The organism is Frankia sp. AgB32 (assembly GCF_023243045.1).
Lineage (GTDB): Bacteria > Actinomycetota > Actinomycetes > Frankiales > Frankiaceae > Frankia.
This window is the reverse complement of sequence record NZ_JALKFX010000048.1, coordinates 21,380-33,811: the sequence shown is the minus strand read 5'-3', so window position 1 is coordinate 33,811 and position 12,432 is coordinate 21,380. Positions and strand designations below refer to the sequence as shown.

15 protein-coding genes and 1 pseudogene are annotated in these 12,432 nt (G+C 71.2%); 6 read left to right on the top strand and 10 right to left on the bottom strand.

From position 1 onward, the window contains the following. Positions 1-20: 20 nt before the first annotated feature. Both MXD60_RS16280 and MXD60_RS16275 read right to left on the bottom strand, forming a co-directional pair. Positions 21-779 carry a hypothetical protein gene (locus tag MXD60_RS16280; protein WP_248820059.1) on the bottom strand — a complete coding sequence of 253 codons (759 nt, stop codon included), beginning with the start codon at positions 777-779 and terminating at the stop codon, positions 21-23. A gap of 152 nt (positions 780-931) precedes the next feature. Beyond that, positions 932-1,297 (bottom strand): STAS domain-containing protein, encoded by a 366-nt coding sequence (locus tag MXD60_RS16275; RefSeq protein WP_248820057.1) that lies wholly within the window; start codon positions 1,295-1,297, stop codon positions 932-934. 294 nt (positions 1,298-1,591) lie between these two features. On the opposite strand from MXD60_RS16275, the gene MXD60_RS16270 reads away from it, so the two are divergent. After that, positions 1,592-1,945, top strand: coding sequence for a hypothetical protein (locus tag MXD60_RS16270; protein ID WP_248820056.1), 354 nt, complete (start codon positions 1,592-1,594; stop codon positions 1,943-1,945). Here the strand turns inward: MXD60_RS16270 and murA are convergent. The 3 genes and pseudogenes from murA to MXD60_RS29435 all read right to left on the bottom strand — a co-directional run. Then, positions 1,942-3,216, bottom strand: coding sequence for a UDP-N-acetylglucosamine 1-carboxyvinyltransferase (gene murA / locus MXD60_RS16265; RefSeq protein WP_248820055.1), 1,275 nt, complete (start codon positions 3,214-3,216; stop codon positions 1,942-1,944). The genes MXD60_RS16270 and murA overlap by 4 nt on opposite strands. A gap of 79 nt (positions 3,217-3,295) precedes the next feature. Beyond that, positions 3,296-3,427: a hypothetical protein gene (locus tag MXD60_RS29440; protein WP_308222508.1), complete on the bottom strand. Its 132-nt coding sequence runs from the start codon at positions 3,425-3,427 to the stop codon at positions 3,296-3,298. A 130-nt stretch (positions 3,428-3,557) separates the two neighbouring features. Further along, positions 3,558-3,731, bottom strand: a pseudogene (locus MXD60_RS29435) (NUDIX domain-containing protein); the annotation flags it as partial. Positions 3,732-4,026: 295 nt separating this feature from the next. On the opposite strand from MXD60_RS29435, the gene MXD60_RS16255 reads away from it, so the two are divergent. From MXD60_RS16255 to MXD60_RS16235, 5 genes are all read left to right on the top strand, one after another. Beyond that, a complete protein-coding gene (locus MXD60_RS16255) occupies positions 4,027-4,812 on the top strand; it encodes a hypothetical protein (protein ID WP_248820053.1) in 786 nt (261 codons plus the stop codon). Then, positions 4,772-5,590, top strand: coding sequence for a PP2C family serine/threonine-protein phosphatase (locus tag MXD60_RS16250; RefSeq protein ID WP_248820052.1), 819 nt, complete (start codon positions 4,772-4,774; stop codon positions 5,588-5,590). The genes MXD60_RS16255 and MXD60_RS16250 overlap by 41 nt, the downstream gene beginning before the upstream one ends. Positions 5,591-5,741: 151 nt before the next feature. Next, positions 5,742-6,314 (top strand): cob(I)yrinic acid a,c-diamide adenosyltransferase, encoded by a 573-nt coding sequence (locus MXD60_RS16245; RefSeq protein ID WP_248820050.1) that lies wholly within the window; start codon positions 5,742-5,744, stop codon positions 6,312-6,314. An 85-nt stretch (positions 6,315-6,399) separates the two neighbouring features. Continuing rightward, positions 6,400-6,639: a hypothetical protein gene (locus tag MXD60_RS16240; RefSeq protein WP_248820049.1), complete on the top strand. Its 240-nt coding sequence runs from the start codon at positions 6,400-6,402 to the stop codon at positions 6,637-6,639. After that, on the top strand, positions 6,636-6,977 hold the full coding sequence (locus MXD60_RS16235) for a type II toxin-antitoxin system PemK/MazF family toxin (RefSeq protein ID WP_248820041.1): 342 nt from the start codon (positions 6,636-6,638) through the stop codon (positions 6,975-6,977). Before MXD60_RS16240 ends, MXD60_RS16235 begins: the two co-directional genes overlap by 4 nt. 61 nt (positions 6,978-7,038) lie before the next feature. Here MXD60_RS16235 and MXD60_RS16230 read toward each other — a convergent pair whose 3' ends face one another. The 5 genes from MXD60_RS16230 to MXD60_RS16210 all read right to left on the bottom strand — a co-directional run bounded on the left by MXD60_RS16230 (position 7,039) and on the right by MXD60_RS16210 (position 12,431). Next, a complete protein-coding gene (locus MXD60_RS16230; RefSeq protein WP_248820039.1) occupies positions 7,039-7,299 on the bottom strand; it encodes a F0F1 ATP synthase subunit epsilon in 261 nt (86 codons plus the stop codon). Then, positions 7,299-8,738 (bottom strand): F0F1 ATP synthase subunit beta, encoded by a 1,440-nt coding sequence (gene atpD / locus MXD60_RS16225; RefSeq protein ID WP_248820038.1) that lies wholly within the window; start codon positions 8,736-8,738, stop codon positions 7,299-7,301. The genes MXD60_RS16230 and atpD overlap by 1 nt, the downstream gene beginning before the upstream one ends. A gap of 252 nt (positions 8,739-8,990) precedes the next feature. Then, positions 8,991-9,887, bottom strand: a complete 897-nt coding sequence (locus MXD60_RS16220; RefSeq protein WP_248820036.1) for a F0F1 ATP synthase subunit gamma — start codon at positions 9,885-9,887, stop codon at positions 8,991-8,993. Positions 9,888-9,890: 3 nt separating this feature from the next. Beyond that, on the bottom strand, positions 9,891-11,549 hold the full coding sequence (atpA, locus tag MXD60_RS16215; RefSeq protein WP_248820034.1) for a F0F1 ATP synthase subunit alpha: 1,659 nt from the start codon (positions 11,547-11,549) through the stop codon (positions 9,891-9,893). Between the two features lie 51 nt (positions 11,550-11,600). Continuing rightward, positions 11,601-12,431: a F0F1 ATP synthase subunit delta gene (locus MXD60_RS16210; RefSeq protein ID WP_248820032.1), complete on the bottom strand. Its 831-nt coding sequence runs from the start codon at positions 12,429-12,431 to the stop codon at positions 11,601-11,603. Position 12,432 lies beyond the last annotated feature (1 nt).

The window sequence follows — 12,432 nt, the reverse complement described above, 5'->3', positions numbered from 1 at the left end:
GCGCGCCCGGCGACCGGGGATCACGCGCCGCAGGGTTGCGGCGGGCCCCCGAAGACCGCGAGCATCCCGGCCGGGACGTTGTTGTTACCGCAGGCTCCCGGGCCGTGGCTCACGATCGTCCACGGAGCGGCGCCCACCCGGCGCCACACATACGTGTCCGCCGTCGGGGTGGCAGTGCCCCCGACCTCGATGCGGCCTATCGCCCAGTACACGTCGTGAGCGGCGTCCACGCCCTCGACGGCCCCGAAGTACAGCATGTTCTTCACGACCGTGACGTTCTGGGCGGTGACCTTGCTGGCGCTGTTGGCCGCCTTGAGCTGGTCGGCGACCGCCCACTGCAGGGCCAGGCGCAGCGCCGCCGGGTCCGGCTCGGCGGTCACCAGCATCTGGTTCGCCGCGCCGGGCACGCGGTTCGCCGTCCAGGGTGCCGGCCGCTGCGCGGGCGACAGCTCGGGTACCGGCACGTCCGCCGCGGCAGTTCCGCCCAACCCGGTGCCCCGGTCCGCGGTGGCGTACCCGATGCCCACACCGAGCAGGACCGCGACGAGGAACGCCGCGACCACGGCGATCAACGGCAGCTCGCGCGTCCCGAGCAGGCCCACGGGACGCGCACTGCGTTCACCGGCGATATCCACCCGCGCGGGCACCTCCACGTCCTGCACGCCTCCGTTCGCCAGGCACCATGCCGCCAGCCACCATGCCGCCAGCCACCATGCCGCCAGCCACCATGCCGCCAGCCACCATGCCGCCAGCCACCATGCCGCCAGCCGGGCCGTCACCCGAAATGCAGTACCCGATCAGCACGTACCCGCAAGCATGCCGCATCGCACGGCCGGGTGGCGCGCGGGCGCGCCACGGGTGACGCAACGCGCTCGTTTCAGTGCGTTGCGCTCGAATGTCCGGCGCCCACCCACCCAGCGCGATGCCGCCCTCACACCTGTCCCACCGCGGCCAGATCCGGGCCCTCCCTGCCGCTGCGCAGGCGGCCACGCCGATCGGCGGCGCACATCCGGCCCAGCGCCCTCGGCTCGTCGACGAACACCATCGTCCGGCCCGCCGCGCGCGCCCGGCGCGTGCCACCGAACAGCACCGCGAGCGCCGCGTGGTCGCCGAGTTCCAGCCCGGCGACATCGACCCGCAGCGGGCCGGTCCCGCCGTCGATCGCGGCGTGCAGCAGGGACCGCAGGGTGCCCACCGTGCGCACGTCCACCTGACCGACCAGCCGGACCGCCGCGCCCGCGCCGCCCCGCCCGGTCGCCGGCAGACAGCGGACATGCGTGCCACCGTCGTCGTTCATGGTGATCTCCCGTCCCCGGGCCGCCCGCGACGGGCGCCGGTACTTTCGCCCAGCCCGCGTCGATCACGCGAGTGGTCGTGAGGCACCGTCTGCCTCGTCCGAACTGTTGTCCGTCGGCCGCAGGTGTCGGGGCCGGGTACCTGAATGATCGCAGCCGCGACGTCCGGATGTTTCGTCAGCCGAATTCCGTGGCGCAGTCGTGGCGAGAACGCGGTGGCCGGGCCGCCGATTTCTGCGACGATGAACATGGATGACAAACGCGGGGGGTCGCGAGGCGGGAGGTGTCTTTCAGCCGTGGTCACGGCGGAATACGTCATCGAACCGGTCATCGCGCTGATGGCCGTGGTCGGGCTGATCGTCGCCGCCCGCTGGGCGAGCCTGCCCGGGCGGGCACTGCCCAGCGGGGTCGTGTTCGACCTCGACTTCGGGCTGCTCGTCGCGGTCGCCGTCGTCGACACGGCGGCAGAGGTGAGCCTCGCCCAGGCGGCGCTGCGCGCCCAGGGCATCCGGTCCACCTGGGCGCTGGCGATGGTGCCGCTGCACATCGACGCCGCCGGCAACATCGTGTCCCGGCCGCGGCGCCGCCGGCACGTGCTGGTGTTCGACTCCGACGCGGACCGGGCCGCCCACGCGCTCGCCGGTGCCTAGGCCGCCCGGTCGGTGGTGACCCGGCGGATGTCCGCGCCGAGCGCCGTGAGGCTCTCGACGAAGCTGGCATAACCCCGGTCGATGTGGTGCACGTCGGTCACCTCGGTCTCGCCGTCCGCGACCAGACCGGCAAGCACCAGGGCCGCCCCCGCGCGCACGTCGGAGGCCATCACCCGACCGCCCGTGAGGCGCTGCGCCGGCCGCACGACGACGTGATGGCCGTCCGTGCGCAGGTCCGCGCCGAGCTTGTGCAGCTCCCGGCAGAACACGAAGCGGCTGTCGAAGACGTTCTCGGTGATCAGCGAGGTCCCGGAGCTGATCGACTCCAACGCGATGATCTGCGGCAGCAGGTCCGTCGGAAAACCGGGGTACGGCAGGGTCACCACGTCGATCGACCGCGGCCGCTCCCGGCCGACCACGCGGAAGCCGTCCGGCAGGACGTCGATCTCCGCACCGGCCTGCGTCAGCTTCTCCAGCACGATCCCGAGATGGCCGGCCCGGCCGTCACGGATCATCACGTCGCCGCCGGTCATCAGCGCCCCCACCGCGTACGTACCGGCGACGATGCGGTCCGGCACCGTCCGGTGCTCGACCGGAGTGAGCGCGTCCACGCCGTCGATCACCAGCGTGGAGGAGCCCGCACCGTCGATCCGGGCCCCCATCGCGGTGAGCATCGCGCACAGGTCGGCGATCTCCGGCTCCCGGGCCGCGTTGTCGATCACGGTCGTGCCCTTGGCGAGCACCCCGGCCATCAGCAGGTTCTCCGTGGCACCGACGCTGGGGAAGTCCAGCCAGATCGTCGCGCCCTGCAGTCGCCCCGCGTTGCGGGCGACCAGCACGCCGCCCTCGATGTCGATGACCGCCCCGAGCTTGGCCAGCCCGTTGACGTGCAGGTCCAGCGCCCGCGACCCGATCGCGTCCCCACCGGGCAGCGCCACGCGAGCCTCCCCGCACCGGGCCACCAGCGGGCCGAGGACCGCCACCGACGCCCGGATCCGGCGCACGAGGTCACCGTCGGCCGCGGCGCCGGGCTCGTCCGGGACGTCGAGGCTCAGCCAACCGCCCGGCACGTCGCGCGCCATGGACACGCCGAGCCCCGCAAGCACGTCGCCCATCACAGCGACGTCGAGGATGTCGGGAACCGCGGTCAGGGTCGTGCGACCGGCGGCCAGCAGGCTCGCGGCCATCAGTTTGAGGACAGAGTTCTTCGCACCCGGCACGGCGACCTCGCCGATCAGCCGGGTGCCACCTGTCACGACGAAGCGCTCCACGGACCTCGATGCTAGGTCCTGGCGTGAAGATCTTCACCGACCCCCACCCTATTGACCGTCATCACCGTGCGCGCCGACTTCATCCCACAGCGTCCGCGTCGAGCACGGACACACCATCGTGCGTGCGTACCCACGGCTCATCCCGCCCGGCCAGGGCATCCGTCACCCGCACCGCGAACGCCGGCACGAACGTGGCATCGACCTCGTCCACCGTGAGTCAGCGGACCTCCCGCGACTCCTCCGTACTGGCCTGGAGCACCCCGCCAGCCCACGCACAGAGTAAAGACCATGGCGACGACATCGCGCGGGAGGTTCAGGTAGACCCCGGTCAGCCGGACGGGCCGGACCGCCGCCCCGGTCTCTTCCGCGATCTCCCGACACAGTCCCTGGTGGAGCGTCTCACCCCGCTCAAGCACTCCCCCTGGAATCTGCCAGTCGCCGGTGTCCCGACGCCGAATCCCAAGAATCGTCCCGTTCTCATGAAGTACCACGCCGGCTACGCTCACTGAATGCATGCGCGGAACGTACTCTTTGCCACCCGGCAGTCGGGGTGACCGGAACGCTGTCTGAACGGTTGTCGGGGCTCCCGGCCGAGACCCTCCAGGCTTCGGCTCGGCAGCACGCATCCTGCTCGCCCAGCCCGACGCGACCGACGAGGCCCTGACCACTATCGCCGAAGATGCCGAGCTGGCCGAACAGACCCGGTTCAACGCCTTCTACTGCCTACAGGCACGCGCTTGGCGACGGAAGGACTATCGACGGCATCGGGCGAACACCGACCGGTATCAGTCCAGCTTCGGTCAACACCCGATGTACTTCTTCCTCCAGGCCGAGTACTACGCGACGCTGGACGACGACCCGGCGAACCTTGATGCCGCGCTGATCTTCGCGGTCGAGGCGGTCGAGCGGTTACCCGGGGTCCCAGGAGTTCTTCACCTGGCCGCCCAGATCATCGCGGACCGGTACGAACGCGAGCCGGACCAGGAGCGACGCCAGCTGCTCGACGCCGAGCGCTATATCAGACAGGCGATAGCCCTCAGCGAAGGTCAGTACGCCCGCTATCACGCAACCCACGCGCGGATCGCCACCCTGCGGGGCGCGTTCGCCGCCGCCCGCGCCAGCATCGCCCGGGCAATCGAGGACGAGGACAGCACCGGGCCGGAATACGCTTTGCGGGTGGGCGACTACCAGCTCATCCGGGCACGCATTCACTTCGCTCAGGAGGGCGAGCGACTCGCCGCCCGGCAGGAAGCCGCCGTACAGGAGCTGCGCCAGGTCCGCGGCCAGGTCCTGGAGGTCATGGGCCTGCTCGCCGCCGTGATTGCCTTCATCACCACGGCGGCCAATATCGCGGCGGGCCAGCCAGCCCAACCGGCGGCGGGACTGCTAACCCTCGCCGGCGGTGTCGCGCTGCTGGTCTTCTGGGGTTTCCACGTCCTGTTGGTGGGCGCCTCCGACGGTGGATCGGCACGGCGTCGGCTCGTGCCGGCGATCGTCGGGGTGATACTTGTGTCGGCGGGCTTCGTCATGACTGGTGGGGGGCCGACGAGTGCGGGTGCTGCGCTCCATCAGTCGGCCGGGCAAGGCGGACAATGAGGACGCCGCCGGGGCTCGCGAGGGCGCGCTCTGGGTGATCGACGGCGCGACGCCGCTGGGTGGCGAGGCGCAGGTCGACGGCCGCTCCCCGGCCGCCTGGCTGTCCTCGACGGCCGATGCGTTTCTGGCCGGGGCGCCCTGGGCGGGCGAACCGCTTCGGGCGGTGGTGCGCAGACTCATCGACCACCTCCGGATCGAGGGACGGCGCGCCGGCCTTGGTCCCGGCGCCTTCCCCACCGCCACGCTGAGTCTCGCCCGGCTCTCGGGGCGGGAGCTCGAACTGTGTCTGCTGGGCGACAGCCCGGTGGTGCTGCGGCGTCCCGGTGCGGCGCCGGTCGTCTTCGGTGATCCGCAGTTCGACGGCGTCGAGGAGGCGCTGCTGCGCGAGATCGGCGCCGAGCTCGACCGGGGGACCGATCCGGTCGAGGCGTACGGCCGCGCCCGCGCCCGCAGTCGCGAGCGCCGGGCGCGGCGCAACACGGCGGCCGGTCTGTGGGTTCTCGCCGATGTGCCGGCCGCCGCCGAGCACGCCTTCGTCGCCTCGGTTCCGGTCCCCGCGGGCACCGAGCTGGTCGTGATGTCCGACGGGTTCGCCCGGGCGCTCTGCCCGTTCGGCCTGGTCGCCGATGAGGACGCGCTGCTCGACGAGATCGCCGCCGGTCGGGACGCCGACCTGCTGGACCGGCTGCGCGCCGCCGAACACGCCGATCCCGCCTGCGTGCGTCACCCCCGCTTCACCCGCAGCGACGACGCCACCATGCTCTACGCCCGCCTCTGACCGCCCCGCCGCTCCCGGCGACCGGGCTGAGCGGCTTGGGGCCGCTTCTGTACGGGCAAAGCGGGCGCGGAGGGGTACCGAAGCGGCCCGAATCCCCGCTCCAGCCGCGCGGGGACGGGCGCCTGATCGTCGGGGTTCGTAGAGTGGGCGCATGGCGGTGCACCTCACTCGGATCTACACGCGGACCGGCGACGACGGTACGACCGCGCTCGGCGACATGTCCCGGGTGGCGAAGACCGACCCGAGGCTGGCCGCCTACGCCGACGTCGATGAGGCGAACGCCGCGATCGGGGTGGCGCTCGCCCTCGGCGGGCTGGCCGAGGACGTGCGCGCCGTGCTCGACCAGGTCCAGAACGACCTGTTCGACGTCGGCGCGGACCTGTGCACGCCCGTGACGCCCGAGCCCGCCTATCCGCCGCTGCGGATCACGAACGCCTACGTCGAGCGGCTGGAGGAGGCGTGTGACCGCTTCAACGCCGACCTGCCGAAGCTCGACTCGTTCATCCTGCCGGGTGGCACCCCGGGTGCCGCGCTGCTGCACACCGCCCGCACGGTGGCCCGCCGGGCGGAACGTTCCGTCTGGGTCCTGCTGGATGCCGACGCCGAGCGCACCGGCCCGCTGCCCGCCCAGTACCTCAACCGGCTCTCGGACCTGCTGTTCATCCTCGCCCGGGTGGCCAACCCGCAGGGTGACGTGCTGTGGCGACCGGGAGCGCACGCCTGAGCCACGGCCGCCCGCATCACGGTCGAGCGATGCGCGCATACCGGAGGGTCGACAGCCCAGTCAACCCAATTGTAGACTGGCGATCATGAGTACCACGGTGCGCGTGAGCGACAGGACGCGGCAGCGGGTCGCGGCCATGGCCGCGTCCACCGGCCAGCAGATGCAGACCATCATCGACGAGGCCGTCGAGGCCTACGAGCGCGAGCTGTTCTGGCGTGGCTTCGAGCAGGGCTACGACCAGCTCGCCGGCGATCCGGACAGCTGGGGCGTCGTCGTGGCCGAGCGTTCGGCCGAGTCGCCGGCGTTGCGGGACGACCTCGGGTGATCTCCCCTCGCCGCGGCGAGGTGTGGATGGTCGACTTCGGCGAGCCGATCGGGCATGAGCAGGGGCTGCGCCGGCCGGCGGTGGTCGTGTCCGCGGATCGCCTCAACCGCAGTCGCGCGGGCCTGTCGATCGTCGTCCCCGTCACGAGGACCCGCCGCGGCCTGCCCTCCCACGTCGAGCTCGCCCCCGGTGGCACCGGCCTGCGCGAGACGAGCTTCGCCAAGGTCGAGGACGTCAAGTCCGTGTCGCAGCAGCGGTTCACCCGCCGCCTCGGCGTCGTGGGCCCGGATCACCTGCTCCGCATGACCGAGGCGCTGAAGTTCCTGCTGGAGATGTGAAAGGCGCGCCTCCCCTGCTGGGGAAGCGCGCCCGTGTGCTCGGTTGGAGATGTTCCGCCGTTCAGCCGTTCAGCGTCGCCGTCTCGGCCAGGATGCTGACGCCCTGGCGGGTGACGGAGATGAAGCCGCCGTCGACCTCCGCGGCGATCTCCCGACCGCCGGTCTTGATCCGGACCGTGCCGCCGGGGACGAGCACCCCGAGCAGCGGCACGTGGCCGGGCAGCACGCCGAGGTCGCCGTCGGTGGTCCGGGCGACGACCATGTCGGCGTCGCCGGACCACACCTCCTGCTCGGGCGAGACGATCGCGACCCGGATCGGCATCAGAGGTTCTCCGCGTTCTTCTCCGCCTCTTCGATGCCACCGCACATGAAGAACGCCTGCTCGGGCAGGTGGTCGAAGTCGCCCTTGGTGAGCCGCTTGAACGAGTCGATCGTCTCGTCGAGCGGGACGAACTTGCCGGGGATGTTGGTGAACTGCTCAGCCACGAAGAACGGCTGGGACAGGAACCGCTGGATACGACGGGCCCGGTTGACGAGGATCTTGTCCTCTTCGGAGAGCTCGTCGATACCGAGGATGGCGATGATGTCCTGCAGGTCCTTGTAGCGCTGCAGGATCCGCTGGACCTCGCGGGCGGTGTCGTAGTGGTCCTGCCCGATGTAGCGCGGGTCGAGGATCCGGGAGTTCGAGTCGAGCGGGCTGACCGCCGGGTAGATGCCCAGGTCGGAGATGGCCCGGTCGAGCACCGTCTGGGCGTCGAGGTGGGTGAACGTCGTCGCCGGCGCCGGGTCGGTCAGGTCGTCCGCGGGGACGTAGATCGCCTGCAGCGAGGTGATCGAGTGACCGCGGGTCGAGGTGATCCGCTCCTGCAGCACACCCATCTCGTCGGCGAGCGTGGGCTGGTACCCCACGGCCGACGGCATCCGGCCGAGCAGCGTCGACACCTCGGAACCGGCCTGGGTGAACCGGAAGATGTTGTCGATGAACAGCAGCACGTCCTGCTTCTGGACGTCCCGGAAGTACTCGGCCATGGTCAGCGCGCCGAGCGCGACCCGCAGCCGGGTGCCCGGCGGTTCGTCCATCTGGCCGAACACGAGCGCGGTGTCCTCGATGACGCCGGCTTCGGTCATCTCGAGGAACAGGTCGTTGCCCTCACGGGTGCGCTCGCCGACGCCCGCGAACACCGAGACGCCACCGAACTCCTTGGCGACCCGGCGGATCATCTCCTGGATGATGACGGTCTTGCCGACGCCGGCACCGCCGAACAGGCCGATCTTCCCACCGCGCACGTACGGCGCGAGCAGGTCGATGACCTTGATGCCGGTGGTGAACATCTCCGTCTTCGACTCGAGCTGGTCGAACGCCGGGGCCGTGCGGTGGATCGGCCAGCGCGTCTCCGCGTCGACCTTGTCCACGTCGAGCGGGTTGCCGAGCACGTTGAACACGTGCCCCTTGGTGGCGTCGCCGACCGGCACGGAGATCGGCGCACCGGTGTCGCGCACCGGCGCGCCACGGACGAGGCCGTCCGTCTGCTGCATCGAGATGGCCCGCACGGTGTTGTCACCGATGTGCTGGGCGACCTCGAGCGTCAGCGTCAGCGTCTGGCCGCCGATCGTGCGATCGACCTCGAGGGCCTGGTAGATCTCGGGGAGCTCGTCCGGCGCGAACTCCACGTCGACGACCGGTCCGATGACTCGGGCGACCCGGCCGACGCCCGGAGCCCGGCCCTCCGCCGGGGCCGGCGAGCTGGTGGTGACGGTCATGGCGTCCTCAGTTTCCCATCGTTGCCCGTCGCCGCAGCCTCGGGCTAGCCGTTCTCTGGCACCTCCGACGCGCCCGGTGCGGCGGGATCGTCCCCGCCCGCCGCACCTGTCCGCGCCGTCCTACTAGGTTGTGGTCGCTCTACGTCATGGCCGGTCGCGCTGGCCGGGTCGGAACCCTCCCGCGCGAGGACTCTCCGACCTCAGTGTCACCCAATGTGGCGAACAAGGCGATGACAAGCCGGCCGTTCCCGTTCAGGAGGCCGAGGCCAGGGCGTTCGCGCCGCCCACGATCTCGGAGATCTCCTGGGTGATCGCGTCCTGGCGGGCACGGTTCGCCAGCCGGGTGTAGCTGCGGGCGAGGTCCTCGGCGTTGTCCGTCGCGGACTTCATCGCCCGCTGCCGCGCCGCCGACTCCGAGGCCGCCGACTCCAGCATCGCCGCGTACAGCCGGCTCTCGACGTACCGGGGCAGGAGAGCGTCGAGCACCGCCTCCGCGGACGGTTCGAACTCGTACTGGGGCAGCGGACCACCGGCCGGCGGCTGGTCGGTCTCCGTGAGCACCATCGGCAACAGCCGCCGCGCGACCGGCGTCTGGGTGAGCGCCGAGACGTACTCGGTGTGGACGACGTGGATCTCGTCCACACCGCCGTCCTCGGTGGCCGCGACGAACGAGGAGATCAGCGCGTCCGCTACCGACTTGGCGTCGCCGTAGGACGGCTGCTCGGAGAAGCCGGTGTACTCCCCGTCGATCGCCCGGTCACGGAAGCGGTAGTAGCCCACTCCCTTGCGGCCGACGACGTGCAGTTCGACCGACTTGCCCTCCGAGCGCAGCAGCTCGATCAGCTCGTTCGTGCGCTTGAGCGCGTTCGAGCTGTAGCCGCCCGCCAGCCCGCGGTCGCTGGTGATCACGACGACCGCGGCGCGGGTGGCCTGCGCGTGCTCGGTGGTCAGCGGGTGGCTGATCGTCGTCTGCGACGCCACCGCCTCGATCACCCGGGTGATCTCCTCGGCGTAGGGGCGGGCCGCCGCGACCCGGGCCCGCGCCTTGGCGATCCGGGAGGCGGCGATCAGCTCCATCGCCTTGGTGATCTTCTTTGTCGACTGGACCGAACGGATCCGCCGGCGGTACTCACGAAGCTGCCCCGCCATGGATCAGCCCTCGGCCGGCTTGCGCGGCGCGGGCCGGTGCACCGAGATGCTCTCCTGGCCCACCTCGGCACGGTCGAGCGGGCTCGCCGCCGCCTCGTTGACCAGCGGCGTGCCGTCCGTGAGCGTGAACTGCCTCTTGAACGTGGCGATCGCCGACTCGAGCTCCGCGATCGTGTCGTCGCCGAGCTTGCCGGAGCCCAGGATGGAGTCGTAGATCCGCCCGGAGCTACGGCCGACGTGGTCGAGGAACTCCGACTCGAACCGGCGCACGTCACCGACCGGCACGTCGTCGAGCTTGCCGGTGGTGCCGGCCCAGATCGACACGACCTGGCGCTCGATCGGGTACGGCTGGTTCTGCGGCTGCTTGAGCAGCTCGACGAGGCGGGCACCTCGGGCGAGCTGGTCGCGCGAGGCCTTGTCCAGGTCGGAGCCGAACGCGGAGAACGCCTCCAGCTCGCGGTACTGGGCCAGGTCCAGGCGCAGGCGGCCGGCGACGGACTTCATCGCCTTGGTCTGCGCGCTGCCGCCCACTCGCGACACCGAGGTGCCGACGTTGATGGCCGGGCGGACACCCTGGTTGAACAGGTCCGACTCGAGGAAGATCTGCCCGTCGGTGATCGAGATGACGTTCGTCGGGATGTAGGCCGAGATGTCGCTGGCCTTCGTCTCGATGATCGGCAGTCCGGTCAGCGAGCCGCCGCCGAGCTCGTCGGACAGCTTCGCGCAGCGCTCCAGCAGGCGGGAGTGCAGGTAGAACACGTCGCCCGGGTAGGCCTCACGGCCCGGCGGGCGGCGCAGCAGCAGCGAGATCGCCCGGTATGCCTCGGCCTGCTTGGACAGGTCGTCGAAGACGATCAGGGAGTGCTGGCCGTTGTACATCCAGTGCTGGGCGATGGCGGAGCCCGAGTACGGCGCGATGTACTTGAAGCCGGCCGGCTCGTCCGCGGGGGCGGCGACGATCGTGGTGTAAGCCAGCGCGCCGGCCTCCTCGAGGGTGTTCACCACCTCGCGGATGGTCGTCTTCTTCTGGCCGATGGCCACGTAGACGCACTTGACCTGCTTCTTCGGATCACCAGAGGTCCAGTTGTCCCGCTGGTTGATGATCGCGTCGATGGCCACCGTGGTCTTGCCGGTCTGCCGGTCGCCAATGATGAGCTGGCGCTGGCCGCGGCCGATGGCGGTCATGGCGTCGATCGCCTTGATGCCCGTCTGCAGCGGCTCCTTCACCGGCTGGCGCTGGACGACCGTGGGGGCCTGTAGCTCCAGGGCACGGGTGCCCTCGGTCTGGATCTCACCGAGACCGTCGATGGGGCGACCCAGCGGGTCGACGACCCGCCCGAGGAAGCCGTCACCGACCGGGACCGCGAGGATCTCGCCGGTGCGGCGGACCTCCTGGCCCTCCTCGATGTGCTCGGACTCGCCGAGGATGACGGTGCCGATCTCGCCGACCTCGAGGTTCAGCGCCAGGCCCAGCACGCCGCCCTTGAACTCGAGCAGCTCGTTGGTCATCGTGTGCGGGAGGCCCTCGACCCGCGCGATTCCGTCGCCGGTGACGACGACCCGGCCGACCTCCTCCCGGCCGGCGGAGGTGGCCTGGAAGGAGTCGACGTACTCCCGTAGGGCGTCGCGGATCTCCTCCGGCCGGATGGAGAGCTCAGTCATCGCTTACGTCCTTCGTCGTTCATCGCTGACATGGTCATCATCGCCGCCGGACTACCGGAGGATCGCCCGGCGCGCGGCGACCAGACGACGCAGCACGCTGCCGTCCACCACCTCGTCACCGACCTGGACCACGACCCCACCGAGAAGACTGGGATCGAGGTCGACCTGAACCTGGATCTGGCGGCCGAAGTACCGGCTGACCGCGACGCCCAGGCGAGCCTGGACGTCGTCGCTCAACGGCACCGCGGTCCGCACGATCGCCACGACCCGACCCCGGCGGGCGGCGGCGATCCGGCTGAAGTCCGCCAGGCGCCGCTCGACGTCGCCGTGCACGCGGTCCGCCGCGGCCTGCTGGGCAAGCCGGACGGTGACCGAATGGGCCCGACCGGCCAGCAGCCGGCTCAGCAGCGCGTCCTTGACCTCCGCCGGCGCTGCCGGGTCGGTCAGGGCCAGGGCGAGCTGCGGGTTCTGGCCGAGGATGCGACCGAACCGGAACAGCTCGTCCTCGACCTCTTCCAGCGAGCCGTCCCGCTCGGCCTCGACCAGCAGCGCCTCGACGCTCAGTTCGTGCAGCGCGAAACGCAGGTCCCCTGGTCGCGACCAGCGCGAGCTGACCGCGGTGTGCACGATCGCCAGGCTTTCCCCGGCGAGCTGGCTGCCGAGCAGCCGGGTGGCGAGCTCCGTGCGCGCCGTCGCCGGCGCGCCCGGGTCGGTGAGCGCCCGGCGCACGGTCGGCTCACTGCTGAGCAGCTCCGCGACAGCTCGCAGGTCGCCCGCCACCCGACCAGCGTCCGCGCCGGCGACTGTCCCGGGCGCCGTCGCCATGACCTGGTCGAGTGTTGCCCGCGCGGCGGCGAGCCCGTGCCTCGAGGCTCCCTCCACC

Excerpts from the sequence above, each read along its gene's own strand:
- MXD60_RS16275 (WP_248820057.1), bottom strand. The coding sequence starts at position 1,297 with ATGAACGACGACGGTGGCACGCATGTCCGCTGTCTGCCGGCGACCGGG.
- MXD60_RS16255 (WP_248820053.1), top strand. The coding sequence starts at position 4,027 with ATGTACTTCTTCCTCCAGGCCGAGTACTACGCGACGCTGGACGACGAC.
- MXD60_RS16245 (WP_248820050.1), top strand. The coding sequence starts at position 5,742 with ATGGCGGTGCACCTCACTCGGATCTACACGCGGACCGGCGACGACGGT.
- MXD60_RS16240 (WP_248820049.1), top strand. The coding sequence starts at position 6,400 with ATGAGTACCACGGTGCGCGTGAGCGACAGGACGCGGCAGCGGGTCGCG.
- MXD60_RS16230 (WP_248820039.1), bottom strand. The coding sequence starts at position 7,299 with ATGCCGATCCGGGTCGCGATCGTCTCGCCCGAGCAGGAGGTGTGGTCC.
- atpD (WP_248820038.1), bottom strand. The coding sequence starts at position 8,738 with ATGACCGTCACCACCAGCTCGCCGGCCCCGGCGGAGGGCCGGGCTCCG.
- MXD60_RS16220 (WP_248820036.1), bottom strand. The coding sequence starts at position 9,887 with ATGGCGGGGCAGCTTCGTGAGTACCGCCGGCGGATCCGTTCGGTCCAG.
- atpA (WP_248820034.1), bottom strand. The coding sequence starts at position 11,549 with ATGACTGAGCTCTCCATCCGGCCGGAGGAGATCCGCGACGCCCTACGG.